Below are 25,401 nucleotides of genomic sequence, written 5' to 3'. Positions count from 1 at the left end.
CGCTTTTACATGCTTTATCGAGGAATTGTTATGGAACTGGCTATAATTCTAATGATGCTGCTTATTGTGGTTGCCGCAGGCGCCATAAAATTGTCAGACGGCGGGGTCGCATTCCCGTTCAAACGCAGACAACAACTGTTTACTCCGGTAGAACACACCTTTTTAAACCTCATTGAACAGTCTATGGGTCGCGAGTTTCGTATCTTGTGCCGGGTGCGCCTGTCTGACGTTCTGTCTGTTCGTCAAAGTACGTCAAAAAAGCAGGCCAGTGCAGCTATTGCTCGTGCATCCTCGCGTCAGCTGGATTTCATACTCTGCGATAAAGAAGATATGACCCCTATTCTGGCTGTAGACCTGGTACATAATGCAGGTAAAGATGGTTATAAGTCTCAGCGGGACTGGTTCGTATCCGGCGCGCTGGATGCTGCAGGCATCCCCCATGCACGCATCAAGGTTAAATCAGGGTATACGGTAGAAGAAATCAGAGAGTGTCTTGAAACCAAACTTATTCCGTACCGTCGCAAGCAGAATAAACTGGCCCAGGTGCCAAGCCATAACCCGGTCACGCCCAAGCGACCTACTCGCCCGCTACGTTCAAGCCGCGCTGCCGCCTAGTTTTAAGGGAAGTCACATCACCCCCAAGATGTGATTTCCCGTTCTTTTCAATACTGTCAGTTTTATTCGATTCGTATTACCATACGCCTCATTATCTGTTTTCACGCATTAACCTCAAAAGCCTGCAATTATGTCTAAAATTGGAATTCTGGGTGCCATGGATCAGGAAGTGGCCCTGTTAAAATCATCTCTTGAGAACCTTACAACTGAAACCTGGCACCACCTGACATTTTATCAGGGTGTTCTGAGCGGGCATGAGATTGTATTGGTGAAGTGCGGTATCGGCAAAGTAGCGGCAACTGTGGCTACTACAGCACTAATAGAGCGGTTTGCGCCGGATTATGTCGTTAATACCGGCTCTGCCGGCGGTTTTGATACTGACCTTAATATCGGTGATGTGGTTATCGGCTCAGCACTGATTCACCATGATGTAGACCTGACGTTCTTCGGATATGCGCCTGGTCAGTGTGCCGGCGATATGCCCCAGGCGTATGAGTGTGATGACCGGCTTATAGAGGCTGCGCAAACAGCTACCGCGAACATTGCGGGTATCACATACAAAACCGGCCTGATTTGTACCGGCGACGCCTTTATCGGTAGTGATGAGGCGGCAGAAAAAATCCGTGCAACGTATGACGATATGAAAGCATGTGAAATGGAAGGCGCCGCCATTGCGCAAACCTGTCATCTGCTGAACACGCCCTGCCTGGTTATTCGCTCTTTATCTGACATCGCGGGCAAGACGTCTACGGTGTCGTTTCAGGATTATCTTGATACCGCGGCTAAAAATTCAGCGCAGCTGGTGATGGGCATGGTGGCTACGCTCGCGTAAGGATCGGCCCTGGCAATGGAATCGGCGCTTCATTCTCCGGCTATACAGACGCTGATCATCGTTTTGGTCAGCGCAATATCTGATGCTCTGTGGCGCTGGCCAAAGGCTTATCACCCCCTTACGCTGATTCGTTATCTGTCTGAAACAATGGCAGGTCGGGTGTGCCCAAAAAATCGTGAGCCGGCTTCTCAGCATTTGATTTCAGGTACTCTGGGCGCACTGCTGCTGATTGTTCCTTTTGCCGCTTTGCTGGCAAATTTAATTAGTCTGGCAGAGTATCCATGGTTTTTTGAAGCGCTTATTGTGCTTACTTTGCTGGATTTCGGTCACGACAGAACGTATTACAAACATGTCATTCGTGCTGTGGCCGGACGCAAGAAAATGCTGGCGCGGGATCGCGCAGCGCAATTCATGGCCCGCGATACCGACAGGCTGACTGATATTGGTATAGCCAAGGCATGCATTGAAGCCTTATTGCTACGCTTTTATTACCTGTATTGCGGTGTGTTGTTCTGGTTTGTTCTTGTCGGCCCGATAGCCGCACTTTGCTACCGTCTGCTAATTTTAATCAGCTGGCAGTGGCACCCTAAACGGCCCGGTTTTTCATTATTTGCCAAACCAGCACGCGTCGCCGCGCGACTGATGGCTATACCGGCTTTTGTGTTCGGCTTTCTTACTATAGCGTTCGTGACCAATCCGCTGCGGGCAACCCGCGGGTTTGTAACGAGCTCTGCCGGCGATCTTACCTCCCGCCTGCTCGCCGCTTTTGGCGCAGCCATGGGATTTCAGCTTGGTGGACCGGCCATTTATCATGGTGTTACGTATCGCCACCAGCGCGTGGGAGGCAAGCGTGAAGTACGCTTTTCCGATATGACGTATTCTTATCGCGCCATTTTGCGCGCCATGATGCTGTTTATCAGTGTGTGTACGCTGCTGTTGTTATCAATATGGAGGCTGGGCTGAGATAATGGTTCGAATATTGTGTGTTACCGTACTGGTACTGTTGTGCCGCCCCGCCCTGGCTCAATCTGTTGTCACCCTTTCTCCGCATCTGACTGAGTGGGTTTACAGCCTTGGTCAACAGCATAAACTGCTCGCTGTCAGTGCCTACAGTGACTACCCACAAGCAGCCAAATCGCTGCCGCGTGTAGCTGATGCCAATGGCGTGAACGTTAAAGCTATCGTAAAGCTTCAACCAGACGTCATCCTGGCTTGGCGAGGCGGAAACAAACCTCAGGATATCGCCCGTCTCAGACAATTGGGTTTTAACGTATTTGAGTCTCAGCCAATGGTGCTAGGAGATATCAGTAAAGAGTTACGTCAGTTAGGAGAAATTCTCGAGGCGGCGGACCGCGCAAAAAAACTCGCCGAAAATTTTGATAAGCAGCTTTCGCAAATTGCCAGCCAGTTTGATAGCGCCAGCCCTGTTTCAGTGTTTTACTATATGTGGAACGCGCCGCTGATGAGTGCTGGCCCCGACGCGTGGGCCAGTAAACTTCTTGCTCAGTGTCAGGTAAAAACATTGTTTCACGATGCACATGTCGACTACCCTCAGGTATCTGTACAGGAAGTGATTCGCCGGCAACCTGACCTTCTGGTCGCTGCAACTACCCGTAGCTTATCCACTGAGCAAGCATTCTGGTCTTCTCATGAAAACGTATTGAAGGCACCGGTGTTGGTGGTTAATCCGGATATTTTCAGTCGTTATACCTTACGGCTTATTCCTGAACTGCGTAGCTTATGCAAACAAATTCATCAAACTGATGATTAAAGTTGCCGTTAATTGCCTATACTAACGCCAGCTTTTGCCATTAACGTTTTATAAACGCTGTTTATGATCAGACGACTATTCTGCACTGTAATGATTCTATTGCTGGCCGCCCTTTCAGGTTGCGATGGCCAGGCTACCACCGTTAAACCCGTTTCATCGGAAACGGCATCTTTGTTGATGCAGAAAGTGCAAAACGATGAATGGTTGCTGATTGATGTTCGATCACCGGAAGAATTTGCCGAAGGTCATATTCCTGGCGCGATAAATATGCCGCATAGTGAAATTGAGTCGTATGTCAGCCAGCTTGATAAAGACCAGCGGATTATCGTCTACTGCCGCTCAGGCCGCCGCGCCATGCTTACTTTGGAGACGCTAAAATCCCGTTCGTTTACGGATGTAAGTCATCTTGAAGGCGATATGATGGGCTGGAACGCGGCTGGTCTGCCTGTTGACCGGATGTAACATCGTCAACGCGACTTATTGAGTCGAGAAAGTGGCGCTTATTTGATAAAATACCGTTTTTATTCCGGCCCCCTACGTATAATTACCGAATGACTATTGATATCGCTACGCCTGCAATGCTGTTTCCGGCAATTTCATTATTGTTGCTGGCCTATACGAACCGGTTCCTGACGCTGGCCAGTATCATTCGGAACTTTTCCAAAGAAAAGTGGGATGATAATACCGAGGCACAGATTCAGAATCTGCGGCAGCGAATCCAGTTTATCAAACGCATGCAGATTGCCGGTGTTGTCAGCTTTTTTCTGTGCGTGCTTTCCATGCTTGCTATTTATCTTACCTACCAGATTGTCGGCAACTGGATATTTGCACTTAGCCTGATTTGCCTGCTTTACTCGCTATGGATGTCAGTAAGAGAAATACTAATTTCGGTAGAGGCGCTGGATGTTCATCTGGATGGGATAAAAACTAAATGAGTGAACAATCTTCAGGCATTCGCTATGAAACGCTTACTCCGGCGCACTTTGAGGGTGTTGTCACACTGGGTAACTTCGTTCACGGTGACAATTATCTGACAGAAGAAAGCTTGCGCCAAATGTATGATAAAAGCTTTCATGATGGAATAAATGCAAGCTGGGTGGCGCTTGATAATGACAAGGTCGTTGGCTTTCGCCTTACCTATGCCCACTCCCAGTGGCAACCGGATAAGTGGTGCTCGCCCGATGAGTGGACAGTGCCTGCTGATAAAGTCTGCTATTTCAAGTGTAATACGGTCTCACCTGACCGGCAGGGGCTGGGCATAGGCAGTGAAATGCTGCGCCGCTCAATAGCGTCGGCATCTCGTCAGGGGGCCTTGGCAGGCCTGGCTCACATCTGGCTGGCCAGTCCCGGCAACAGCGCGTTTAAATACTTCAGTAAAAACGGTGGCACGCTCATCAAAAAACATCCCGACAAGTGGCGCTATGAAGCCATACATGAAGGCTATGATTGCCCGGTATGTGAAGGTATTTGTGATTGTGAAGGCGCTGAAATGCTGCTGACATTTTCATGAGTTATGACCCGCTCATCGATACTGCCGTAAACCCTTCCGATAGCCTGCCGCCCACATATTGGCATGATACAGTTGATGTACCAACCGGGGTTGCACTGGATAAAGATATTGAAACAGATTTTCTGATTATCGGTGCTGGCTACACCGGTATCTCGGCAGCACTGGCGCTTGCTGAAAGTCAGGCAGGCTCGGTGACCGTTATAGACAGCCATTCGCCGGGTTATGGGTGCGCGGGCAGAAATGCCGGCTTTGTGCTTTCAGGCAGTGGCAGGCTAGGCCCGGCAGCGCTAGAAAAGCGCTTTGGCCTGGATATCGCCAGAGGCATCCAGAATGAATTTGATGGTGCGGTCAGTGATCTTCTGGCTCGAATCAGCGCTTACGATATTGATTGCGACCTTTGTCCCGGCCCTTATTACAAACTCGCTCACACAGCCAAACATGCCCTACAGCAACGCGAAGCGGCTGACTATCTAAAAACTAATTTCAGTCAACAAGCAGAGATATTAAGTCAGGCGCAATTAAACGATACCCTGGCCGTTAGCGGTTTTTATGGCGCCAGCCGTCAGCCCGGCTATGCGCTTAATCCCCTTAAGCTGATATTGGGGCTGAGTGGTGTAGCCAAAACCAAGGGGGTTAATCTTTACAGTGGCACGCCAGCGCTAAAAATTACTCACAGCGACGCGGGTCACTTGGTTAAAACCCCGCAGGGTGATATCCGTGCGCGCGTACTGCTCATTGCCAGTAACGCTTATACCAGTAAAGCATTGCATCCCTCGGTCAACAAACGGCAGTTTCCGGTACAATCGAGCATTATTGTTACCAGGCCGCTCAGCGATGCGCAGCTTGCCAGTATCGGCTTCACCGGCCCGGTGTCCATGATGGACACCCGCATGATGAAATACTATTACCGCTTATTACCGGATAACCGGTTACTGTTTGGCGGGCGCGGGGAAGTTAGCGCGAAGCAAGCACATGCTGGTAAAGCCAGGCTGTATAGCGCGATGCAAACCAGCTTTCCTGCACTGCAGGATATTGGGATAAGTCACTTCTGGAGCGGCTGGGTGTCAGTGTCTTTGGACAATTTACCGCGGATTCACTTTGATGAACAGACACAGATTGGGTATGCCATGGGATATTGCGGTGCCGGCGTGTCCTTCGCCAACCTTGCCGGACGGCGTCTGGCCCAGCGTGCTATGCATCAACCTGTTAATCTTCAACTGCCGTTGTACAGCACGCCGTTAAAACGCTTTCCTTTTGCCGGCCTGCGGCGTAGTGCTTTACGCGCCCTGTACAGCTGGGCGCGCATCGCTGAGCGCTAAGCGTTCACAGTAACTCTGGCAAACTTACGTTTACCGACCTGGTACACCGCCTCTCCCGGCTCTGTGATTTGCAGGCGGGTGTCTGTTACTTTTTCACCGTCAATTTTTACGGCGCCCTGTTTAATCATGCGGATCGCATCAGAGGTGGAACCCACCAGGTTCGCCTGCTTCAGCAGGTTACCGATTGCCAGCGTCCCCTCTTCAAGTGCCACAGACACCTCAGGCATGTCGTCAGGAATCGCGTTTTTCTGAAAACGCTGTACAAAGTCCTGATATGCCGCTTCAGCCGCCTCATCGCTGTGGAAACGGGCAATGATTTCTCTGGCTAGCTGAATCTTGATATCTCTGGGGTTGGCCCCTTGCTCAACCTGCGCTTTAAGTTCTGCCAGCTCCTCTAAAGGACGGAAGCTGAGCAATTCAAAATAACGCCACATCAAATCATCGGAGATTGACATGATTTTTCCGAACATTTCATTCGGCGTATCAGTGATGCCGATATAGTTATTCAGAGACTTTGACATCTTCTGAACACCGTCCAGCCCTTCCAGCAGTGGTACCATCACTGTGGTCTGCGGCTTCTGGCCGTTTTCTTTTTGTAATTCCCGGCCCATCAGCAGGTTGAACCGCTGGTCCGTACCGCCCAGCTCAACGTCTGCTTCTAATGCTACAGAATCCCAGCCTTGTACCAGCGGATAAAGGAACTCGTGGATAGCGATAGCCTGACCATTGTTATAGCGCTTTTTAAAGTCGTCGCGTTCCAGCATGCGGGCAACGGTCTGGCTGGCAGCCAGTTTAATCATGCCGGCAGCACCAAGCTTGTCCATCCACTCAGAATTGAAGCGAATTTCTGTCTGTGCCGGGTCAAGAATTTTAAAGACCTGATCCTGATACGTTTGCGCGTTTTCCAATACCTGTTCTTTGCTCAGGGGCTTGCGTGTGACATTTTTACCTGTAGGATCGCCAATAAGCCCGGTGAAATCACCGATAAGAAAAACAACTTTGTGACCGAACTGCTGGAACACGCGCAGCTTATTAATAAGCACGGTGTGTCCAAGGTGCAAATCAGGGGCGGTAGGATCAAAACCCGCTTTAATTGTCAGCGTTTTGCCCGATTTGAGCTTCTCAATCAGATCATCTTCGGGAAGTATTTCGTCTGTGCCTCTTTTTATTTCAGCAAAAGCGGTTTGCCAGTCACTCATCTGTTTTTCCACACGTTTGTCAGGTTCGGTTTAATCAGGGCGAGCATTTTACGCATGTGAGTGAACCAATGAAAGGTTTACGCATCAAAATCAGGATTCGGGACTGGCGCTGCGCAAAAAAAGCACTATTATTAGCCAGTCAAAGTAGAAACAAGGCGCTTTACACGATATTCTCGGGTCGAGCAGTTTGATGAGAATGAAATTGAAAGATAACGTGGTTTATAAAACACTTCGCAATTTACCCAGACCGCATCGTACTGGCCTTATTCTGGGCAGTCTGTTTCTGGGCAGTCTGATACTGTTGCCCTCCGATCCCGTTGAGGCCAGCCGTCATCAGGACGCGACTATTCTGGATGCGGGTGTACGCTACCCTATCGAACTTTCCGTAACAGATTCACCGGATATTAATTTTGGTGAAGATGACACTGGCTGGCACCTCTACCAGGTGGGTTCGGGCGATACACTGGCAAAAATCTTTAAGCGTGCCGGCTTCTCTGCCCGCGATACGTATAATGTTACTCAGGCGGGCGAGCTGGCAAAAACACTGGTAACCCTGGTCCCTGGTGACAAACTGCACCTCAAAGCCGACAGCACCGGTGCTTTCGCCGGTCTTCGCTATGCGGTATCAGCCAAAGATACACTGGTAATCAGAGCCACTGATACGAATGGTAAGATGCAGGCAGACCTGGAAAGCAAAGAAGTGGAAACACGCTATAACTTTGCCCAGGGAAGCATTGATACCAGTTTCTGGAAAGCGGCGGTGACCGCTGGCCTGAGCAATAATCAGATCATGAATCTTGCCGGCATTTTCGGCTGGGACATCGACTTTGCTATGGAACTGCGCCATGGCGATACATTCAGTATTGTGTATGAAGAGCAGTTCATTGATGGTGAGTTTGTTGGTTATGGCGATATTGTCGCCGCGGAGTTTATCAATCAGGGCGAGACTTTTACGGCTATACAGCATACTGACGGTAACTACTACACGCCGGAAGGCAGAAGCATGCGTAAAAGCTTTTTACGTGCGCCTATCAATTTTAAGTATGTCAGTTCGAACTTTACCAAGAAGCGTTTTCACCCTGTTCAAAAGCGCTGGAAGTCTCACAATGGTACTGATTACGTTGCTGCGACCGGTACACCGGTGATGGCGGCTGGTGACGGACGAGTTATCAAAGCATCCTACAATCGCTTCAACGGTAATTACGTATTTGTTCAGCATGGCGAGAAGTACGTGACCAAATACCTGCACTTTAAGAGTAAAGCAGTAAAAACCGGCGAAACCGTCAAGCAGGGTCAGGTAATTGGTTATCTGGGAAGCACAGGAATGGTAACCGGCGCCCACTTACATTATGAGTTTCTGGTGGACGGCGTACATCGTAATCCGCGCACTGTAGAATTGCCTAAAGCAGAACCAATCGCCTCTTCACAGCGTGCTGCATTTATGCAAATTGCTGATAATCGCCTCACCCAGCTTAAAAATAACAAGCGGGTTATGCTGGCGATGCGGTAAATACAATGAGCCTGTATATAGGGCTAATGTCAGGAACCAGTATGGACGGCGTGGACGCCGTCCTTTGCCGTATAGAGGGTCAAAAGTTAACCACACTATCCCAGGTGGCCCTGCCCTTTCCCGCCCCCTTACTTAACACACTGCATCAGCTTTGCGCGCCGGGTGAAAACGAGCTTTTTCTGGCGGGTCAGGCGGACAGAGAAATCGCGCATCTGTACAGCGGTGCGGTAAAAACACTACTCAAACAAAACAACCTGGAACCGGCTGACATAACAGCGCTGGGAAGTCACGGGCAAACCGTGCGCCACCATCCCGACACGACCCCGCCTTTTACCCTGCAACTTGGCGATCCAAATACACTGGCAGCCGCTACGGGTATTGCCGTGGTGGCTGACTTTCGGCGCAAGGATATCGCACTGGATGGCCAGGGAGCCCCATTGGTGCCGGCATTTCATCAATTTCAGTTCGGTGCACAGCAACCTGCGATTGTGGTAAACATAGGCGGAATTGCAAATCTGTCTGTGCTCAGGCATGAACAGCCGCCGTTAGGGTTTGATACCGGTCCGGGCAATACACTGATGGATCAGTGGGTTCAGCATCATAAAGGGGTCACGTACGACGCCGATGGTCAGTGGGCGGCTTCAGGAAATGTTAACGAGCCTCTGTTAAAAGCCCTGCTGGACGATTCGTACTTCAGGCAGCCTGCCCCGAAAAGTACCGGCAGAGAATACTTCAATCTTTCATGGCTGGACTCCGTACTGGCTGATTTACCAGTGCCTGTAAAAGCTGTGGACGTTCAGGCTACCCTTTGCGCGCTGACTGCCCGAAGCATCGGCCAGGCTGTCGCCGGTTTTAATGATGTTCAGAATGTATATGTTTGTGGTGGGGGCGCATTTAATCAGCAGTTAATGCAAATGCTGTCTGCGCAGGTAGCGCCACTACCTGTTGATACAACTACGGCGCTGGGTATACACCCGCAGTGGGTAGAAGGAGCGGCATTTGCGTGGCTTGCCCACGCAAATATCATGAGAATTCAGGGCAATGTACCCGGAGTAACAGGCGCATCACGTGCTGCTGTGCTTGGAGGCTTGTTTCTGCCGGATTAACGTTTCACTTCAGGAAGTTTTTCCAGGCGTGCAAAACGCTCGTGCCATAGTCTCGCCGTCTTCTCGAGCATAGCCGGAGAGCTCAGCCCACTGTGGGTAAGATGAAGCTCGCTATGATTATCACCATCCTGCTCGAAGCGGACATCCACCGAGGTTTCATGCTCATCATTCGCTTTGAGCGTGAAAATGATTTCCTCATTAGCATATATCTCTGCAATCTGACCGCTGTATCTTTCTACGGTTTGATCCGCTTCACTTTCAAATTCCATTTCGAATTCAGCGCCTTTTTGCAGATTCATCACAATCTTCTTGAGACGCATCTGAGAACCGGCAAACCACTGTACCAGTAACTCTGTTTTGCAAAAGCAACTGTAAAGCCGGTTAACCGGCATAGCAAAGGTATGATGTAAGGAGAGTTCCTGCATAATCGCCAGTAACGTATTTGTATTCAAAGAATTAAGTGTATACGCTACTGGCGATGGCTGCGATTACATTGCCAGCTTGTTCGCTGTTTATTCCTGCATGATTGTGGCCATAGAAGGTGCAGAACCGTAGTACTGTCCGGCAACCTCTCTGGCCGTGCTTTCATACAGTGCGTCGACATCCTCTGATGCCATGAACTTATCGCAGAACCCCGGATATTCAGGCTCTATATAGTGTCTGGCTGCCAGAATGAAATGTCCGATAAGCTGTTTGACGTTGTCGGTTCCCATGGCAATACGCATGGTGGTCAGCTCAATCCCCGCTCGCTTTTGTTCCTCGGCGCTAAGCTCTGAATGAGACGTCAGTGCCGGACAAAGCACGATAGTGTTGTTCTGCCCGATGCTCACCTGATGGCTGAACGCAGGTTCAAGTGCATCGAAGAAGCGTGTAAAGACCTCACGGCTTAACCCTGCTCCTGCCATATCAACCGTAAACAATGTGCACGGCCAGCTATGGTTGTGCTGCTTTTGTTTAAGCTTTGCATTAGCGTGGGTTTCGACAGCATGGCTGTTTACACGGATGTCCTGATGATGATTCAAAAAGGCCGTAAATACCTGCGTATTGATCACTTTATTCATAATGCGCGGTTCCAGGGTCTTCATGCCGTTAAGTACATCAAAGGCCTTTTCTGAGTCCAGAAAAGCGCCTTTAATGTAATACACATCCCAGAAGAGTGTTTGCGACCAGTCGACGCCGTTCATGCTCGACCCTTTGGGCTGAAACATTCGGTATCCCGGTCCGATAACCACACCCGCGGTTGTTGCACCGCTGCCGCATAAGTCCTTGGTATAGCTGTGAATCAGATAGTCAGGGCGGCTGGTAATTTCTTTATGTTGCAACGGCTGATGCAACACCGGCGTCGCCAGGGTGGAATCAAGCATAACCAGTGCATCATGCTGATGCGCATAATCACAGATACCGGGTACATCGAGCACGTAACCATGAGGGTTACAGGGTGACTCTATGTACACATGCAAATTAGCGCCATTATCCAGACGCTGGGCATGTTCCTTTTTAGTCTTATCGAAAAAGGCCTCAAATTCCTCGGTAGTATAGCCGTCAAACCAGGCTATCTGGATGTCCATGCGATTCTCGCGGGCATAGTAGTCGTGCAGTAACTGGTATACCCCACCATAAACATTGCGCGAAACAACCAGCACATCGCCATGTTGCAATACATTAGCCAATACAGCATCAATCGCCGCCATCCCTGAATTGAAGTTCCAGGCAAGGTAGTCGGCTGAGTAAGGCCCGGCTTCCATATCGACTATCGCATTGGCCAGAGAAATATTGGTTGGATTTAACAGGCGAGAATAAATCTGGTGAGTAAATTCTTTGCCCTGAAACGCATCATCCACCCACTCTGTACACGCATAAACATAAGTTGCCGTGCGCACAACCACCGGCGTTGCTGAAAATAGCGCCGTTACGTTATCAAACAGTGGGTAGTGATGTTGACTGGAGTTGCCCGAGGACAAACTTTGCCAGGTTTTACGAAATGGGTTTTGCAGCGTATCCAACACCTTAGCCAGCTGGAACGATAAAAATTTCTTTGCGTTAAACCAGGCTACCCGATCTTCCTTATCAAGATCTGCTAGTGTCTGGTTGGTAATCTCCCATAGCCGGGAGACATCAGATTGTGCGTGGTACAGGTGACTGGCTGTACTGGCCAGTGCCTGGCCGTAATCAGATTGCTTATCGATACCAAAATGGGCAAGCTGTTCATCAACAAGTGCCTCTATTGAGGTGGCCTTTGTGGTGTTACGCCGTGGAGAAAGACAACGCGCATTATCTAATTCTTGTGACATCATTCGTACTCATCATGGAAAACACCAAAATTTAAACGTTTTGATAACATTTAATAAACCTGTTCGAGTGAATCAGATAAAAAGGGAAGGAAAGATAACTTTACTATGTCAAAAAATACGCATGCACTGGACATCGTCATACTCAGTAAAGAATACGCAGCCTACAAGGCCGCGCTTGAGACGTACACTGAACCAACCTTTACTATCACCCAGGCTACCGATGACCCGCTTCAGATAGACCATGATAAGGTTCGCGTAATGCTGGCCGATCCCGGTCTGGCGGCAAGCATTGTAGACAAATGTGATAATCTTCAATGGATTCAGTCCGGATGGGCAGGCAACACGCCGCTGATTAAGCAGAATAAACGCAATTATGTGCTAAGTGGCGTGAAAGGCGTATTCGGACGCCAAATGCGGGAATATGTGTTTGCCTATCTGCTCTACTTTGCCAGAAATATTCAGGCTTTCTACACGGCGCAGAAAAATGAAGGTTTCAATAAATGGAATAAACCTGAGTACGGCTATCTGGCCGGCAAAACGCTTGGCATCTGCGGCGCAGGTTCAATTGCACAAAGTTTACTGCCGGTGGCAGATATTTTTAATATGCGCGTAATTGGACTTACTCGCTCAGGAGAGGCCATGACGGGCTACGATAAAATCTATACGCCAGACCAGAAAGCCACTTTTGCTGCAGATTGTGACTTTTTAGTGAATCTGCTGCCGGATACACCGGATACTCATAACTTTTTTGACAAGTCGCTGTTTCAGGCGATGAGTAAAGACAGCGTCTTAATCAACGCAGGGCGTGGCAGTGCAATTGAAGAACAGGCATTAACCGAAGCGCTGAACAACGACAATCTTCGCGCTGCAGTGCTGGACGTCTTCAGACAAGAGCCCCTGCCAGACCATCATCCGTTCTGGCACCATGATAAAATCATCGTCACCCAACATACGGCGGCAGAGTCAGATCCAAAGGATATCGCCGCATTATTTCATCACAATGCGCAGCGATTTATTCACAACAAATCACCGGAACACGTGATTGATTTTGACAAGGGATATTGAGATACCTGCATGACACCAGCCCGGCCACTGGCCCGTATTATTTGCGGGGATCAGTGGCAGTCAGCTCAATTCTGTCGGAATGCTTTTCGTGAAACGACTTTAGTGCGTCCATTTCTTTAAGGTTGTGCAACTGGCGAAACTCAATCCAGTCAATAAGCGTGTACAAACAAATTGATGGATAATGCCAACTATCAAAATGCCCGTTCTCGACCTGCTGGTTTAAGGCGCGAAGGCTGGCATCAATACGCTCTCGCTGGTTCCGCACAATCATTGCATCACGGTCAGCCTCTATACCTGACTGCTTCATCTGAAACAGAATAACGAGTGAATCGTTGACCCCGTCAATCGTCGTCAGCTGATTTTCCTGCTCCCAGCTTAACGCAGCATACTGATACTTTTCGGTAAGATAATTGTGTATAACGCGGGAGTCGAAAATAAGGTGGCCATCATCTTCCAGACATGGCACCCGGAGAACGGGCGTTTTGCTGGCCAGCGTCTCTCTGTCTTCACCCTCGTAGATATTCAGGCTGACAAAGTCATGGGGAGTTTGTGATAGTAATACTCTGATTCGCCGCACGTACGGCGAAGTGGTTGAACCATAAAGCTTCATTATAACTCCTGACCAATCGCATTTGCTCATTGATTACGCGAACAGTTATGGAGCAGACCACTTTTAGTCGCCCGACCTGTAAAGGCCGGACGCAGGCAAACGCGCTCTGTCAAATACTGAAGCTGGCACCGCACCCACATGTTGTGGTGGCGTTGGGGTTTTCAACTAAGAAGCGGGCACCTTCCAGGTTCTCGACATAATCTACGATGCCGCCAACCAGATATTGCAGACTCATAGGGTCCACGACCAGTGTCACATCACCTTTTTCAATAGTCATATCGCCTTCGTTCACCTTTTCATCAAAAGTGAAACCGTACTGAAAGCCTGAACAACCGCCACCGGTGACATAAACCCGAAGCTTCAGCTCAGGGTTTTCCTCTTCGCTGACCAGCTCTTTTACTTTCATTGCTGCCGCATCGGAAAATTCGATGGGCATTGCTGCTTCTACAGACATAAAAACCTCTTTGCATACGCTATCCGCCAAAAAGCAGAATTGCGCTAATTATCTTACATCAGGCCGGTGCAATCAACGCTGCTAATGCGTCAGCCGTTACTTATTGCTGCCCCTGACAGTGCCTCGGTCCAGTCCACCACCCAGCTAAAATCCTGTCGCTTAGTGGTATAACGGTAGACGTCAGTGGTAAACGTCAGAGCCTGAGGTGTAAATCCTTCGGGCAGCGAGATAGCCAAAGTAACAGCCTGAAAAAACTTGAACCGGTATTTAAGTGGTCCATCGGGCAAAATATGTGATGTTCCGGGACACAATATCTTCGAGGCACCGCCCTGCTGGCCTTCGATACAAATTTGCATATCACCTTTGACCACCGCTCGGCGGGCAAAATTCTGCATTAATACAAACTGCAGCCGAAACTTGCCTAGCTGCTTTAACGCTTCCAGCGCTAAACCGTCTACCACCAACCCGTCATTCACCTTTTCCGGTGCCACCACGTTCTGGTAAAAAGCGACCGTTTCCTGCAGATCTGCAACATCGTTCAACGATTGCCCGTATGAGTCCTGCAGCGCGCTATGCTCCATTTCCAACAGCGCGAAACGCGTCTCCAGCTGATGTGTCTGGCGAAGCAGATCCGCGTTTTCCTGTCTCAATGAAATCAGGGTGGATTGCGCATTTTCAAGCGATAATGCGCGATTTTCATCTGAAACCTCTCCCCACTTCACACCGATTGTGAATGTGAGAAGCAATATCCCTGCCCCGATTAAAACCCGCCATGGTCGGGACAAACTAGTTATATTTATCTTCATAGAAACATGTAAATGCGTGAAAATTTATAGACATCATCAGCTTAGGAAATCTACCAGCATGTGATAAGCTAGCAGCATTCTACTTTGCTTCCTTCCAGTCGGTCGATACATGCAGCTTAACGGGTTACGCCAGGAACTTGCTCACCCCCGCACATCAGTTTTAGTCTGCCTGCTGGGTATATTTGGCGGAAGTATTGCTGCTGGCCTGATCATTTTATTCCGGCTTAGCTATGAGTGGCTTCACGTGCACGCACTGCAAACGCTCAGCGAGCTATTTACCCATCAGTGGATGGGACGCTTTTTATTGCCACTTATCGCGGTTGCGCTCATCCTGATAGTCGCGTTTCTCACCGGTTTTAAGCATTATCGCATGGGAATCCCGTTTGTTATACACCGGGTTAAAATGTTCTACGGCTATGTGCCCTTCAGAACCACAATTAATCAGTTCTTTGGAGGGATGTTTGCCCTTGCCGGCGGGTTTGTTGTGGGTCGGGAAGGCCCCTCTGTACATATTGGAGCTTCTGGTAGCAGCTATTTAGGTCAGTGGCTGCGCCTGCCCTACAACAGTATCAGGATTTTAGCTGGTTGCGGCATTGCCGCCGGTATTTCAGCGTCCTTTAACACACCATTCGCCGCTGTAATTTTTGTTATGGAGGTGGTACTGCGAGAGTATAAGATCCATATTTTTGTGCCGGTAATGCTGGCTGCAGCCTGTGGTACTGTACTGACGCGAATGGTTTTTGGTGAGATCAACGAGCTTTCTTTTCTGACCTTCGCAGTATTCAGCCAGTGGATGTATCTGTATCTGATTGTTCTTGGTATTGTACTGGGCGCACTTGCTGCACTGTTTAATAACCAGTTGATGCGGGTGATGACCCTGTTCCGCCCGTTCAGTATGATTTGGCGACTGATACTGGCAGCCGTAATTACCGGCGGTATCAGTGTGATATTACCCGACGCCACGGGCTCAAGTTTCGAAAGTATTGAGGTAATATTTACCGAGCAGCCCGATACGCTCTTTTTGCTGGCACTACTGGCAGCAAAATTTTTGCTGGCGGTCTTCGCTATCGGCCTGGGTGTGCCGGGCGGTATCATGGGCCCGGTAATCATCATTGGTATGCTTGCCGGCGCGGTGTTGCTCTATCCTTTAAACGGTATCATTGATACCCAGAATTATATCAGTAGCTTTGCATTACTTGGGGTTGCGGGCATGCTGACAGCATCATTGCACGCGCCTCTGGCCGCTTTATCTGCAGTGATGGAGTTGTCTTACAGTCCGCAAATTATTCTGCCTGCAATGCTTGTCATTGTGCCGGCTTATGTCACCTCTACGCAGTTTTTAGGCAACCGCTCAATCTTCATCCGGCAACTGGATTACCAGAACCTTCCCTATGCCATCACATCCATTCGTGAAGCGCTGGAAAAAACCGGTGTTCTGGCAGCGATGACCACGCAGTACAAATTGTTTCTGGACGCGCCAGAAGAGACCATCGAGCAATACTTGTCTGACAATCCGTCCTCTGTGGTGTTGCAACAGATTCAGCACGAACAAAACGTTGAATTTAAAATGATTGAATATGATGTCAGTCTGGAGCACGATGCGCAGGCGCTTGATTATAGCAAGATTGAGGGGCTCAATAGCCAGTCGACCTTGCATGAGGTGTATGAAAAACTTAAAAATGCCCGCGATGGTGCTGTATATATTTACGATTCCGTGCCTGAAAATATCGTAGGGGTAATTACCTGGAATATTTTGCAAAGCGTTTTGCAGCGTACCCAGTACTAAATCCGGCGACCGTTTCAGCGGTATTGCTCCACGTTTACAAAGCGGCTATTAACGCCATTTCACAGCATCCACGATAAAAGTGACAACGACAATGATGATTCTCTGGTTAAAAGCTTTGCATATTTTTTTCATGGTTGCCTGGTTTGCCGGCATATTCTATTTACCCAGATTGTTCGTGTATCACGCGCAAACCAGCGAGCCAGCCGTTAAAGAACAATTTAAGACGATGGAAAGACGACTGTGGTTTTTCGTTACCCCATTTGCATTACTCACTGCGGTATTCGGCATCTGGTTAATAACGATTTATGGGACACAGTGGCTGGCTGCATCGGGATGGCTGCACGCTAAACTTACGCTGGTTACTGCTTTGTATATTTATCATTTTTATCTGTACCGGCTGGTAAAGCAGTTCGCTCGTGATGAAAATACGCACTCGGCTAAGTTCTACCGTATCATCAATGAAGTGCCCGTTCTGGTGCTACTGGCAGTAATTATTTTGGCAGTGGTTAAACCTTTTTGACTATTGCAACGAATAATATTCTCAACTATATATAGTCTTTCGCTGTCAACCCAGACGATAAGAAGGAACTATCGTCGCGAAGCCGGAGTGTATACATGGATGTAAACAATGAGCGCCTGAAATTATTACTGCACCAGACAGATAGCGCTTTTCAGGCCCTTTTGCAGCAGCCGGATTCGGCTGAGCGAAATTACGCCTATGAGTCTGCCAAACAGGAGCTGGATACTTATATCGCTTCTGTGCGCAAAACGCTGACTCAGCGCATTTCCAGTCAGCTCTGACTCTCTTTTATTTTTCCAGCTTACCGTCGTACTTCTCGAACTGGTTGGGTAAAAAGGCTGCCAGCTCTCCGGCCAGCTTTATGTACTCATCCAGCATAGCGGGCAATTGCTTAACCAGTGAAGGCAGATTTTCCTGCAACTGAGCCCGCTGAGCATCGGTACGAACAGTCATCGCATTCTCAATATCTGCCAGTGTGGTAAAAAACTTCAGACAGCGGCGTAAACGTCTGGCCGGATCCTCATTTTCCAGTCCACTATCCCGTGCAGGATCATGTTGAGCCCGCTTCCATGCGCTCTGCCACGTTCGCTCAAGATGCTGATGCCCGCTAAGCAAACCGGTAAGCCATAACTGCAGCGCCCTGCCAGGCGCATCCTGCTGTACCCACTGCTCCGGAATAAGAGGCACATCAAGCCGCATCATGTTGAGTGTATCGCGCAAGCAGTGCATCAAATGTTGAGCAAGCTCATCGATGTGAGTCTGAGACAGACGCGGTGCTGCATTGTCCTGACGAATAAACCAGGGCATCCACTGCTCAGGAAGCGGAATTTCAGGTGCTGCGCACACAGCCACCATCAACCCTCTTGCCTCAGCCTGCTCAGTAATCGCGCTGCACAGATTAGGGCGACTGTATAACGTGGTAAAAGCATCGGCGGATTGCGTCATACTTGCCTCATTATTGTTTTTTTACGTAGCCTACCCGCTCACGCCTCGCTTTGCACATTTTGTTTACGGTTACTCTTGGCGAAGAAGGCTGGTAAGCGAAAAACTAACGAAAACGGGTTTAAAAAATGCCAGTATAAGAAAAAAATTTCTATTACCTCTTGGCGTGACTGTTTGATTTACGTACCATTCGCGCCCCAAAAAATCAGATAGCCTTTACACAGTGAAGGTTGATGTTAAACGTTTTGATACAGGCAGGCCTAGCTATGGCAAAAGACAAATCCGGATTTATCATTGCAGCGGCCTTTATCGGTCCTGGCACGGTAACAACGGCAAGTATCGCAGGTGCAAATTTTGGTTTTCACCTTATGTGGGCACTGCTGTTCTCCATTGCTGCGACCATGGTGCTACAAGATATGGCGGCGCGGCTGGGTATTGCCACGGGTAATGGTCTGGCGGCCGGGCTGAAAGACATCAGTGAAAACCGCGGGCTCAAAGTGTTTTTCTCTGCGCTGGTCGTCGCAGCCGTAGGGATTGGTAATGCTGCTTATGAATCAGGCAATCTGACCGGGGCAGCCATCGGTCTTGATGCCTTTTTGCAGATAGGTACCGGTAACTGGGCGATGATTCTCGGGGGTATTTCTGCTGCCTTGCTGTACAACGGCAAATACAAAATGATTGAGTCTGTGCTGGTCATTCTGGTGATTGCGATGGCACTGGTATTCTTTGTGACACTGTTTGCCGCAAGTCCTGACTGGTCTGCCATGCTTGGTCAGGCATTGTCGCCGCGGCTGGACGCTGAGGCTATTACAATGATTCTTGCATTGATCGGCACCACCATCGTCCCCTATAACCTTTTTTTACATGCCAGTCTGACGGCGCAAAATTATGCCGGTGAAGATAAGGCTGCGGCGATCGAAGCCTCGAGAAAGCAATCTATTTTTGCAATTGGTTTCGGCGGCCTCATCACCCTGGTTGTTATGGCAACCGCGATGCTGGCGTTTTTTGGTCAGCAAGCGCAAATGGATGCATCGAATATGGGTAAGCAATTAGAACCCGTGCTGGGTGAATCTGCACAGTGGTTCTTCGCTGCCGGCCTGTTTGCTGCCGGGCTAACCAGCTCAATAACGGCACCACTGGCAGCAAGTTATGCCGTATGCGGTGCGCTTAACTGGTCTACTGATCTTAATAGCCGCGCTTTTAAGGCAGTATGGATGTCTATTATCGCAACCGGTGTGGTGATTGCCGGGGCCGGCTTTAAACCGCTTGCTGCTATTTTGTTCGCGCAGGCAGCCAATGGACTGCTATTGCCCATCGTCGCGATATTTCTGCTGGTAGTAATGAATAAAGGTAAAACGCTGGGCCACTTCAAAAATAAAATGCCCAGCAACGTTCTGGGCATTGTCGTTGTAGGCTTTGTGGTATGCCTGGGCTTGTACAAGCTGGCTTCGTTATTCTGAAGCCAGCCGGTCTAAAATCTCTGTCAGCATCTTACGGCTACATCCAAAATTGATCCGAAAATGCTGCGGCGCTCCGAAATCAACGCCAGGAGAAGGGCCTACGCCCTTCTCTTCAGCCCAGCGCTGCACATTTTCAACGCCCAGCCCTGAGGCGTCTACCCACGCCAGGAAAGTAGCCTCCTGATGGTTTACCGATAAGCCTTCGATAGCATTGATTCGCTCGTAGACCAGCGCGCGGTTCTCACGCAGATAATCGAGCTGGTCCTGATGCCAGTCATCGCAGCGGGTAAATGCGGCTTCGGTGGCTAGCAGGCCAAGCTGGTTAACCCAAGGCACAATACCTGCTGCCGCCTTTACGAATTTCTGGCGCAGGCCGGCATCCGGAATTATCGCAAATGAAGCGCCCAGCCCAGCAATATTAAACGTTTTACTGGCCGCCATGAGCGTTACGCTGTTGTCTTTAAGCTGCGCGTCACGACCTGCAGGCAGATGCGTTTTATCTTCATCGAGTATCAAATCGCAGTGAATTTCGTCGGAACACAGAATGACGTTATTTTCGTTACAAATTCGTGCAATCTGCGATAGCTCATCCTGACTGAGCACGGAGCCGACCGGATTCATCGGATTACAGAGTATAAGCAACTTACAGGCAGGATCGCTGGCTTCACGCTCTAGTTGTTCCAAGTCCAGCGTGGCGCGCCCGTTTATTTCAATAGTATCTATACTGACCCGTTCCAGCCCGTTCAGCTTTGGCGCTGCCAGTAGTGGAGGATAGTTAGGCACCTGTACCATCACTTTATCGCCAGGGTTACAGTACGCCTTACAGGTTGAATTGAAGGCTGGCACAACACCTGGTGTCCAGACTAACCAGAGCGGGTCTATGTGCCAGTCGTGTTTGTCTTTCAGCCATCGAACCACCGCATCTATAGCGGGCTGATACTGCCCGGGCAGTACGTACCCCAGATTACCGTGTTCAACTCTGCCCTGCAGCGCTTCTAAAATCGGGTCTGCACAGCGAAATTCGGTATCCGCCACCCAGGCCGGAATAATATCCCGCCCTTTATATTTTTCCCATTTGAACGAATAAGTTCCTTCTCTGGAGGGGGTATTATCAAAACTGTAGGTCACAACTGGCAATCCTTGGTTAGAAAGTACTGTTCAGGCAGTGTAACCAAGTCTTCATGATGCTATCTACTATAGCGTTAGAAGATTTAGGAATGAGATGGATGGCGTCATATGTTAAGTCAGAAGATAGCGCACCTTGCTTATTAGCTCTGTGGTCTTAAAAGGCTTAGCAATAAACTGGGTGACACCCTGCTGCCGGGCTTTTATAACCGTCTGGCGGGTAGCATCAGCGGTTAGCAGCAGAAACGGCGTTAGCATGCCTTTTTTACGCCACAGAGTCAGTATTGAAATTCCATCATAATCAGGCATACACTGATCGCTGATGATCAGTGCAACAGACGCATCGGACTGCTTAAGTAAAAACTCACGTGCCAGTTTACTGCGGGTAAAGCTATACACATCGATATTACCCTGCTGATGCAGTGCATCAGCTATTATCTGCACAGTAACAGGATCATCATCGATAACAACAACGGGTTGACTGGACATAACGACTCGACAGAACCTTGGTAGTCAGAGTATAGACCGTGCCTGTTTATTTTACCTGCCAAACTGTCATACACACCGAATCATTCTTTTTAACTTTTTAGCAGATACAAAAACGCCGGCAAAATGCCGGCGTTTTATTCAACTTAAGTAAAAGCGAAATTAGCCTTTGGCTTCACGCGATGCGCGCTTACGCTCATTCTCAGTCAAGAAGCGCTTACGGATACGAATGTTCTCAGGCGTAACCTCTACCAGCTCGTCATCATCGATAAACTCAAGCGCCTGCTCCAGTGACATTTTCACAGGTGGAACCAGTGTCTGCGCTTCATCGGTACCGGATGCACGAACGTTAGTCAGCTGCTTACCTTTAAGCGCGTTAACGGTCAGGTCATTTTCACGGCTGTGAATACCAATAACCATGCCTTCGTAAACTTCAACACCGTGTCCGATGAACAGACGACCACGTTCCTGCAGGTTAAACAGCGCGTTTGTCAGCGCCTTACCAGCTGCGTTGGCGATCAATACACCATTTTTACGCTGACCAATCTTGCCGCCTTTATGCGGGCCGTAATGATCAAACGCATGGTACATCAGACCTGAACCTGACGTCAGTGTCATAAACTCAGTCTGGAAGCCAATCAAACCACGGCTTGGAATAATAAAGTCCATACGAACACGACCTTTACCGTCAGGCGACATATCTGTCAGCTCGGCCTTACGGTAACCAAGTTGCTCCATAATTGAGCCCTGGTTTTCCTCTTCACAGTCGATGGTCAACGTTTCAAACGGCTCTTCGATATTACCATTCTCGTCTTCTTTTAAGATTACTTCCGGGCGTGATACCGCCAGTTCGTAACCTTCACGACGCATGTTCTCAATCAGGATACCCAGGTGAAGTTCACCACGACCCGATACGCGGAATTTATCCGGGTTGTCTGTTTCTTCAACACGTAGCGCTACGTTGTGGACCAACTCATCATTCAGACGATCCAGAATGTTACGTGAGGTGACATATTTACCTTCGCGACCAGAGAATGGCGACGTGTTGACCTGGAATGTCATGGTTACTGTCGGTTCATCTACTGTCAGTGCAGGCAGTGCTTCTACATTATTAACATCACAGATAGTGTCTGAGATTTTCAGCTCGCCCAGCCCCGTTACCGCAATAATATCACCGGCACTGGCTACTTCGGCTTCAAAACGCTGCAAACCAAGATATGTTAGTACCTGGCCAACTTTACCGTTACGGGTTTTACCATCTTTATCAATGATAGTGACCTGCTGGTTGGTTTTAACCGAGCCACGCTTAACCCGGCCGACACCAATAACGCCGACATACGAGTTATAGTCCAGCTGAGAAATCTGCATTTGGAACGGACCATCCGGATCGGTATTCGGCGCGTTCACTTTTTCAATGATGGTTTCAAACAGCGGGTTCATATCTGTCCCTTCGCTGTCTGCATCCAGAGAAGCCCAACCGTTGATCGCCGACGCGTAAACTACGTCGAAGTCCAGTTGCTCGTCAGTCGCGCCAAGGTTGTCGAACAAATCGAAAACCTGATCCATTACCCAGTCAGGACGCGCGCCTGGCTTATCAATTTTGTTAATAACCACAATAGGTTTCAGTCCCTGCGCAAACGCTTTTTGGGTAACGAAGCGTGTTTGCGGCATCGGGCCTTCCTGCGCATCAACCAATAGCAGTACCGAGTCCGCCATTGACATTACACGCTCTACCTCACCACCGAAGTCGGCGTGTCCGGGAGTATCCACGATATTAATGTGGTAGTCTTTCCAGTTAATAGCCGTGTTTTTCGCCAGAATTGTGATGCCACGTTCTTTCTCGATGTCATTCGAGTCCATAACGCGTTCTTCAGCTTCGCCACGGCTTTCTAATGTACCGGACTGCTGCAACAGTTTATCAACCAACGTTGTTTTACCGTGGTCAACGTGCGCAATAATCGCGATGTTGCGTAACTTTGAAATATCGTAAGTATTCATTAAATAGAGCCTGTATTACCTGCCCGGTACTACCAAGAGGGACCGGTTTTGGAAGTGAAAATTTTTGCAGAGATGAAATGTGCGCGGATTGTACAGAAATTCTCACGGGTTTTCGCCTGTTTTTTCGTTTATTTTCTATCACTCAGGTAATCTCAATGAGAAAAACAGGTGTATGAACGCCTGTAGAAAGAAAAATAACACCCGGCGTGCTATCGAAAGCGTGGTTGCCGCACCAGCATAACGCACGCAGAGTGAGTCAGGCGGTCGCAATTCGCACCACAAAAGAGCAACAATGCACACATTTAGTGCAATCTTTATTGTGTTTTTTCGGGGAAACTTTGTCTATCCCGCGAAATTGCGGATGTCGACAAATGGCATGAATATCGCTTCGACGTTTTTAACTTAAGCCAGGAAACTTCGATTTTCCTGCACCAATACATCAAAACCTGGAGGACACGATGTCAATAGAAAAGGCATTAGAGCTGATTCAAGAAAGTGAAGCGAAATTTGTTGATTTACGTTTTACTGATACCAAAGGTAAAGAGCAACACGTATCTATTCCGGCAGCTCTGGTCGACGACGAGTTTTTTGAAGAAGGCAAAATGTTCGACGGGTCTTCTATCAGCGGCTGGAAAGGTATTAACGAATCAGACATGATTCTTATGCCAGATTCAACCTCTGCCGTTCTTGACCCGTTCGCTGAAGAGACACAGGTCAATATTCGTTGTGATATCGTAGAGCCTACAACCCTAGAGGGTTATGAACGTGACCCTCGCTCAGTTGCCCGCCGCGCTGAAGAATTCTTAAAATCAACAGGCATCGGTGATACTGCTTTCTTCGGTCCTGAGCCGGAATTCTTTATCTTTGATGACGTTCGTTTCCACACAGATATGAGTGGATCGTTCTACAAGATCGATTCATCTGAAGCCAAATGGAACTCTGGCGAAGATTTTGAAGGCGGTAACCTTGCTCACCGTCCGGGTGTTAAAGGCGGATACTTCCCGGTTCCTCCGGTAGATTCTGCTCACGACACGCGTGCCGCAATGTGTCTGGTTATGGAAGAAATGGGTCTGCGCATCGAAGCGCATCACCATGAAGTAGCCACTGCAGGCCAGAACGAAATTGCTTGTGAATTCAACACCCTGGTTAAGAAAGCTGATGAACTTCAGATTTACAAGTATGTTGTTCATAACGTAGCACACGCCTACGGTCAGACGGCGACCTTTATGCCTAAGCCTCTAGTGGGTGATAACGGTTCTGGTATGCACGTGCACCAGTCGATTTCTAAAGATGGCAAAAATATCTTCGCCGGTGACAAGTATGCGGGTCTGTCAGAAGAAGCGCTTTACTATGTTGGTGGTATCATTAAGCACGCCCGTGCGATTAACGCTTTTGCTAACGCTTCTACCAACTCGTACAAGCGTCTTGTACCAGGGTTTGAGGCGCCGGTAATGCTGGCTTACTCTGCGCGTAACCGCTCTGCGTCTATCCGTATCCCTTACGTGACGAGCGATAAAGCACGTCGTATCGAGGTACGTTTCCCTGACCCGACAGGTAACCCCTATCTTGCGTTTACTGCAATGCTGATGGCCGGTATCGACGGTATTAAGAACAAAATTCACCCTGGCGATGCAATGGATAAAGATCTGTACGACCTGCCAGCTGAGGAAGCCAAGGATATCCCAACGGTAGCCAGCTCTCTGGAAATGGCGCTTGAAGCGTTAGACAACGATCGCGAATTCCTTAAAGCCGGTGGCGTTATGACTGATGACATGATCGATGCATATATCGATCTTAAAATGGAAGAAGTCACCACACTGCGCATGACTACTCACCCTGTTGAGTTTGACATGTACTACAGCGTGTAATCTTACCCGCTTATAAAAAGCCCGCCTGATGCGGGCTTTTTTGTATCTGTCGTTCAACTGGGTTAAAGATAACCACCGCTCCTAAGATAAGTTTTATATGGGTAACATGGATTGCGTTAGCACTTAAA

26 protein-coding genes are annotated in these 25,401 nt (G+C 48.9%); 16 read left to right on the top strand and 10 right to left on the bottom strand.

The window, feature by feature from the left end; all coding sequences use genetic code 11:
• The first annotated feature begins 30 nt into the window (after positions 1-30).
• The 8 genes from FBQ74_RS04055 (at position 31) to FBQ74_RS04020 (ending at position 6,047) form a co-directional block, all read left to right on the top strand.
• Positions 31-615, top strand: coding sequence for a DUF2726 domain-containing protein (locus FBQ74_RS04055; protein WP_139755446.1), 585 nt, complete (start codon positions 31-33; stop codon positions 613-615).
• Between the two features lie 130 nt (positions 616-745).
• Positions 746-1,447, top strand: a complete 702-nt coding sequence (locus FBQ74_RS04050; protein WP_139755445.1) for a 5'-methylthioadenosine/adenosylhomocysteine nucleosidase — start codon at positions 746-748, stop codon at positions 1,445-1,447.
• Between the two features lie 15 nt (positions 1,448-1,462).
• Positions 1,463-2,410, top strand: coding sequence for a cobalamin biosynthesis protein CobD/CbiB (locus FBQ74_RS04045; protein WP_139755444.1), 948 nt, complete (start codon positions 1,463-1,465; stop codon positions 2,408-2,410).
• A gap of 4 nt (positions 2,411-2,414) precedes the next feature.
• Complete coding sequence (locus tag FBQ74_RS04040; RefSeq protein WP_139755443.1) at positions 2,415-3,218, top strand: helical backbone metal receptor; 804 nt, start codon at positions 2,415-2,417, stop codon at positions 3,216-3,218.
• Between the two features lie 90 nt (positions 3,219-3,308).
• A complete protein-coding gene (locus FBQ74_RS04035; protein ID WP_232371970.1) occupies positions 3,309-3,680 on the top strand; it encodes a rhodanese-like domain-containing protein in 372 nt (123 codons plus the stop codon).
• Positions 3,681-3,769: 89 nt separating this feature from the next.
• Positions 3,770-4,153 (top strand): DUF2721 domain-containing protein, encoded by a 384-nt coding sequence (locus tag FBQ74_RS04030; protein ID WP_139755441.1) that lies wholly within the window; start codon positions 3,770-3,772, stop codon positions 4,151-4,153.
• Positions 4,150-4,728, top strand: coding sequence for a GNAT family N-acetyltransferase (locus FBQ74_RS04025; RefSeq protein ID WP_139755440.1), 579 nt, complete (start codon positions 4,150-4,152; stop codon positions 4,726-4,728). Before FBQ74_RS04030 ends, FBQ74_RS04025 begins: the two co-directional genes overlap by 4 nt.
• Positions 4,725-6,047 (top strand): NAD(P)/FAD-dependent oxidoreductase, encoded by a 1,323-nt coding sequence (locus FBQ74_RS04020; RefSeq protein ID WP_139755439.1) that lies wholly within the window; start codon positions 4,725-4,727, stop codon positions 6,045-6,047. The genes FBQ74_RS04025 and FBQ74_RS04020 overlap by 4 nt, the downstream gene beginning before the upstream one ends.
• Here FBQ74_RS04020 and tyrS read toward each other — a convergent pair.
• The gene (gene tyrS / locus FBQ74_RS04015; RefSeq protein ID WP_139755438.1) at positions 6,044-7,246 is read right to left on the bottom strand and encodes a tyrosine--tRNA ligase; all 1,203 of its coding nucleotides are present in this window, start codon (positions 7,244-7,246) and stop codon (positions 6,044-6,046) included. The two genes, FBQ74_RS04020 and tyrS, sit on opposite strands and share 4 nt — an antisense overlap.
• A gap of 190 nt (positions 7,247-7,436) precedes the next feature.
• Here tyrS and FBQ74_RS04010 point away from each other — a divergent pair, with 190 nt between their 5' ends.
• Positions 7,437-8,756 carry an OapA family protein gene (locus FBQ74_RS04010; RefSeq protein WP_139755437.1) on the top strand — a complete coding sequence of 440 codons (1,320 nt, stop codon included), beginning with the start codon at positions 7,437-7,439 and terminating at the stop codon, positions 8,754-8,756.
• A gap of 5 nt (positions 8,757-8,761) precedes the next feature.
• Positions 8,762-9,862 (top strand): anhydro-N-acetylmuramic acid kinase, encoded by a 1,101-nt coding sequence (locus FBQ74_RS04005; RefSeq protein WP_139755436.1) that lies wholly within the window; start codon positions 8,762-8,764, stop codon positions 9,860-9,862.
• On the opposite strand, the gene FBQ74_RS04000 is transcribed toward FBQ74_RS04005, so the two are convergent.
• The gene (locus FBQ74_RS04000; RefSeq protein WP_139755435.1) at positions 9,859-10,287 is read right to left on the bottom strand and encodes an SRPBCC family protein; all 429 of its coding nucleotides are present in this window, start codon (positions 10,285-10,287) and stop codon (positions 9,859-9,861) included. The genes FBQ74_RS04005 and FBQ74_RS04000 overlap by 4 nt on opposite strands.
• Before the next feature lie 87 nt (positions 10,288-10,374).
• Positions 10,375-12,156, bottom strand: a complete 1,782-nt coding sequence (locus FBQ74_RS03995; RefSeq protein WP_139755434.1) for a trans-sulfuration enzyme family protein — start codon at positions 12,154-12,156, stop codon at positions 10,375-10,377.
• A gap of 102 nt (positions 12,157-12,258) precedes the next feature.
• Here FBQ74_RS03995 and FBQ74_RS03990 point away from each other — a divergent pair, with 102 nt between their 5' ends.
• Positions 12,259-13,218: a D-2-hydroxyacid dehydrogenase gene (locus tag FBQ74_RS03990; protein WP_139755433.1), complete on the top strand. Its 960-nt coding sequence runs from the start codon at positions 12,259-12,261 to the stop codon at positions 13,216-13,218.
• A 37-nt stretch (positions 13,219-13,255) separates the two neighbouring features.
• Here FBQ74_RS03990 and FBQ74_RS03985 read toward each other — a convergent pair whose 3' ends face one another.
• The 3 genes from FBQ74_RS03985 to FBQ74_RS03975 all read right to left on the bottom strand — a co-directional run bounded on the left by FBQ74_RS03985 (position 13,256) and on the right by FBQ74_RS03975 (position 15,088).
• Positions 13,256-13,828 carry a glutathione S-transferase family protein gene (locus FBQ74_RS03985; RefSeq protein WP_139755432.1) on the bottom strand — a complete coding sequence of 191 codons (573 nt, stop codon included), beginning with the start codon at positions 13,826-13,828 and terminating at the stop codon, positions 13,256-13,258.
• A 109-nt stretch (positions 13,829-13,937) separates the two neighbouring features.
• Positions 13,938-14,282, bottom strand: a complete 345-nt coding sequence (gene erpA, locus FBQ74_RS03980; protein WP_139755431.1) for an iron-sulfur cluster insertion protein ErpA — start codon at positions 14,280-14,282, stop codon at positions 13,938-13,940.
• Between the two features lie 89 nt (positions 14,283-14,371).
• Entirely contained in the window at positions 14,372-15,088 is a 717-nt protein-coding gene (locus FBQ74_RS03975) for a DUF6776 family protein (protein ID WP_139755430.1), read from the bottom strand.
• 109 nt (positions 15,089-15,197) lie between these two features.
• Here FBQ74_RS03975 and FBQ74_RS03970 point away from each other — a divergent pair, with 109 nt between their 5' ends.
• The 3 genes from FBQ74_RS03970 (at position 15,198) to FBQ74_RS03960 (ending at position 17,675) form a co-directional block, all read left to right on the top strand.
• Complete coding sequence (locus FBQ74_RS03970; RefSeq protein ID WP_139755429.1) at positions 15,198-16,874, top strand: chloride channel protein; 1,677 nt, start codon at positions 15,198-15,200, stop codon at positions 16,872-16,874.
• A 91-nt stretch (positions 16,875-16,965) separates the two neighbouring features.
• Positions 16,966-17,394 (top strand): protoporphyrinogen oxidase HemJ, encoded by a 429-nt coding sequence (gene hemJ / locus FBQ74_RS03965; protein WP_139755428.1) that lies wholly within the window; start codon positions 16,966-16,968, stop codon positions 17,392-17,394.
• 95 nt (positions 17,395-17,489) lie between these two features.
• Positions 17,490-17,675, top strand: a complete 186-nt coding sequence (locus FBQ74_RS03960) for a hypothetical protein (protein ID WP_139755427.1) — start codon at positions 17,490-17,492, stop codon at positions 17,673-17,675.
• Positions 17,676-17,682: 7 nt separating this feature from the next.
• Here FBQ74_RS03960 and FBQ74_RS03955 read toward each other — a convergent pair whose 3' ends face one another.
• Positions 17,683-18,339: a UPF0149 family protein gene (locus FBQ74_RS03955; protein ID WP_139755426.1), complete on the bottom strand. Its 657-nt coding sequence runs from the start codon at positions 18,337-18,339 to the stop codon at positions 17,683-17,685.
• Between the two features lie 263 nt (positions 18,340-18,602).
• On the opposite strand from FBQ74_RS03955, the gene FBQ74_RS03950 reads away from it, so the two are divergent.
• Positions 18,603-19,796 carry an Nramp family divalent metal transporter gene (locus FBQ74_RS03950; protein ID WP_139755425.1) on the top strand — a complete coding sequence of 398 codons (1,194 nt, stop codon included), beginning with the start codon at positions 18,603-18,605 and terminating at the stop codon, positions 19,794-19,796.
• On the opposite strand, the gene FBQ74_RS03945 is transcribed toward FBQ74_RS03950, so the two are convergent.
• From FBQ74_RS03945 to typA, 3 genes are all read right to left on the bottom strand, one after another.
• A complete protein-coding gene (locus tag FBQ74_RS03945; RefSeq protein WP_139755424.1) occupies positions 19,788-20,924 on the bottom strand; it encodes a MalY/PatB family protein in 1,137 nt (378 codons plus the stop codon). The genes FBQ74_RS03950 and FBQ74_RS03945 overlap by 9 nt on opposite strands.
• Positions 20,925-21,035: 111 nt before the next feature.
• Positions 21,036-21,410: a response regulator gene (locus FBQ74_RS03940; RefSeq protein ID WP_139755423.1), complete on the bottom strand. Its 375-nt coding sequence runs from the start codon at positions 21,408-21,410 to the stop codon at positions 21,036-21,038.
• A gap of 159 nt (positions 21,411-21,569) precedes the next feature.
• Positions 21,570-23,405, bottom strand: coding sequence for a translational GTPase TypA (gene typA / locus FBQ74_RS03935; RefSeq protein ID WP_139755422.1), 1,836 nt, complete (start codon positions 23,403-23,405; stop codon positions 21,570-21,572).
• 458 nt (positions 23,406-23,863) lie between these two features.
• Between typA and glnA the strand changes: the two genes are divergently transcribed.
• Entirely contained in the window at positions 23,864-25,273 is a 1,410-nt protein-coding gene (gene glnA, locus FBQ74_RS03930) for a glutamate--ammonia ligase (RefSeq protein WP_139755421.1), read from the top strand.
• Positions 25,274-25,401: the final 128 nt, after the last annotated feature.

The sequence above is a fragment of the Salinimonas iocasae genome, from assembly GCF_006228385.1.
In the GTDB taxonomy this organism is placed as follows: Bacteria; Pseudomonadota; Gammaproteobacteria; order Enterobacterales; family Alteromonadaceae; genus Alteromonas; species Alteromonas iocasae.
The sequence above is the reverse complement of the archived record's forward strand: the minus strand, read 5'-3'. Positions and strand labels throughout refer to the sequence as shown.

Bases quoted from the DNA above. Each gene is read 5' to 3' on its own strand.
- FBQ74_RS04055 (WP_139755446.1), top strand. From the start codon at position 31: ATGGAACTGGCTATAATTCTAATGATGCTGCTTATTGTGGTTGCCGCA.
- FBQ74_RS04050 (WP_139755445.1), top strand. From the start codon at position 746: ATGTCTAAAATTGGAATTCTGGGTGCCATGGATCAGGAAGTGGCCCTG.
- FBQ74_RS04045 (WP_139755444.1), top strand. From the start codon at position 1,463: ATGGAATCGGCGCTTCATTCTCCGGCTATACAGACGCTGATCATCGTT.
- FBQ74_RS04040 (WP_139755443.1), top strand. From the start codon at position 2,415: ATGGTTCGAATATTGTGTGTTACCGTACTGGTACTGTTGTGCCGCCCC.
- FBQ74_RS04035 (WP_232371970.1), top strand. From the start codon at position 3,309: ATGATTCTATTGCTGGCCGCCCTTTCAGGTTGCGATGGCCAGGCTACC.
- FBQ74_RS04030 (WP_139755441.1), top strand. From the start codon at position 3,770: ATGACTATTGATATCGCTACGCCTGCAATGCTGTTTCCGGCAATTTCA.
- FBQ74_RS04025 (WP_139755440.1), top strand. From the start codon at position 4,150: ATGAGTGAACAATCTTCAGGCATTCGCTATGAAACGCTTACTCCGGCG.
- FBQ74_RS04020 (WP_139755439.1), top strand. From the start codon at position 4,725: ATGAGTTATGACCCGCTCATCGATACTGCCGTAAACCCTTCCGATAGC.
- tyrS (WP_139755438.1), bottom strand. From the start codon at position 7,246: ATGAGTGACTGGCAAACCGCTTTTGCTGAAATAAAAAGAGGCACAGAC.
- FBQ74_RS04010 (WP_139755437.1), top strand. From the start codon at position 7,437: ATGAGAATGAAATTGAAAGATAACGTGGTTTATAAAACACTTCGCAAT.
- FBQ74_RS04005 (WP_139755436.1), top strand. From the start codon at position 8,762: ATGAGCCTGTATATAGGGCTAATGTCAGGAACCAGTATGGACGGCGTG.
- FBQ74_RS04000 (WP_139755435.1), bottom strand. From the start codon at position 10,287: ATGCAGGAACTCTCCTTACATCATACCTTTGCTATGCCGGTTAACCGG.
- FBQ74_RS03995 (WP_139755434.1), bottom strand. From the start codon at position 12,156: ATGATGTCACAAGAATTAGATAATGCGCGTTGTCTTTCTCCACGGCGT.
- FBQ74_RS03990 (WP_139755433.1), top strand. From the start codon at position 12,259: ATGTCAAAAAATACGCATGCACTGGACATCGTCATACTCAGTAAAGAA.
- FBQ74_RS03985 (WP_139755432.1), bottom strand. From the start codon at position 13,828: ATGAAGCTTTATGGTTCAACCACTTCGCCGTACGTGCGGCGAATCAGA.
- erpA (WP_139755431.1), bottom strand. From the start codon at position 14,282: ATGTCTGTAGAAGCAGCAATGCCCATCGAATTTTCCGATGCGGCAGCA.
- FBQ74_RS03975 (WP_139755430.1), bottom strand. From the start codon at position 15,088: ATGAAGATAAATATAACTAGTTTGTCCCGACCATGGCGGGTTTTAATC.
- FBQ74_RS03970 (WP_139755429.1), top strand. From the start codon at position 15,198: ATGCAGCTTAACGGGTTACGCCAGGAACTTGCTCACCCCCGCACATCA.
- hemJ (WP_139755428.1), top strand. From the start codon at position 16,966: ATGATGATTCTCTGGTTAAAAGCTTTGCATATTTTTTTCATGGTTGCC.
- FBQ74_RS03960 (WP_139755427.1), top strand. From the start codon at position 17,490: ATGGATGTAAACAATGAGCGCCTGAAATTATTACTGCACCAGACAGAT.
- FBQ74_RS03955 (WP_139755426.1), bottom strand. From the start codon at position 18,339: ATGACGCAATCCGCCGATGCTTTTACCACGTTATACAGTCGCCCTAAT.
- FBQ74_RS03950 (WP_139755425.1), top strand. From the start codon at position 18,603: ATGGCAAAAGACAAATCCGGATTTATCATTGCAGCGGCCTTTATCGGT.
- FBQ74_RS03940 (WP_139755423.1), bottom strand. From the start codon at position 21,410: ATGTCCAGTCAACCCGTTGTTGTTATCGATGATGATCCTGTTACTGTG.
- typA (WP_139755422.1), bottom strand. From the start codon at position 23,405: ATGAATACTTACGATATTTCAAAGTTACGCAACATCGCGATTATTGCG.
- glnA (WP_139755421.1), top strand. From the start codon at position 23,864: ATGTCAATAGAAAAGGCATTAGAGCTGATTCAAGAAAGTGAAGCGAAA.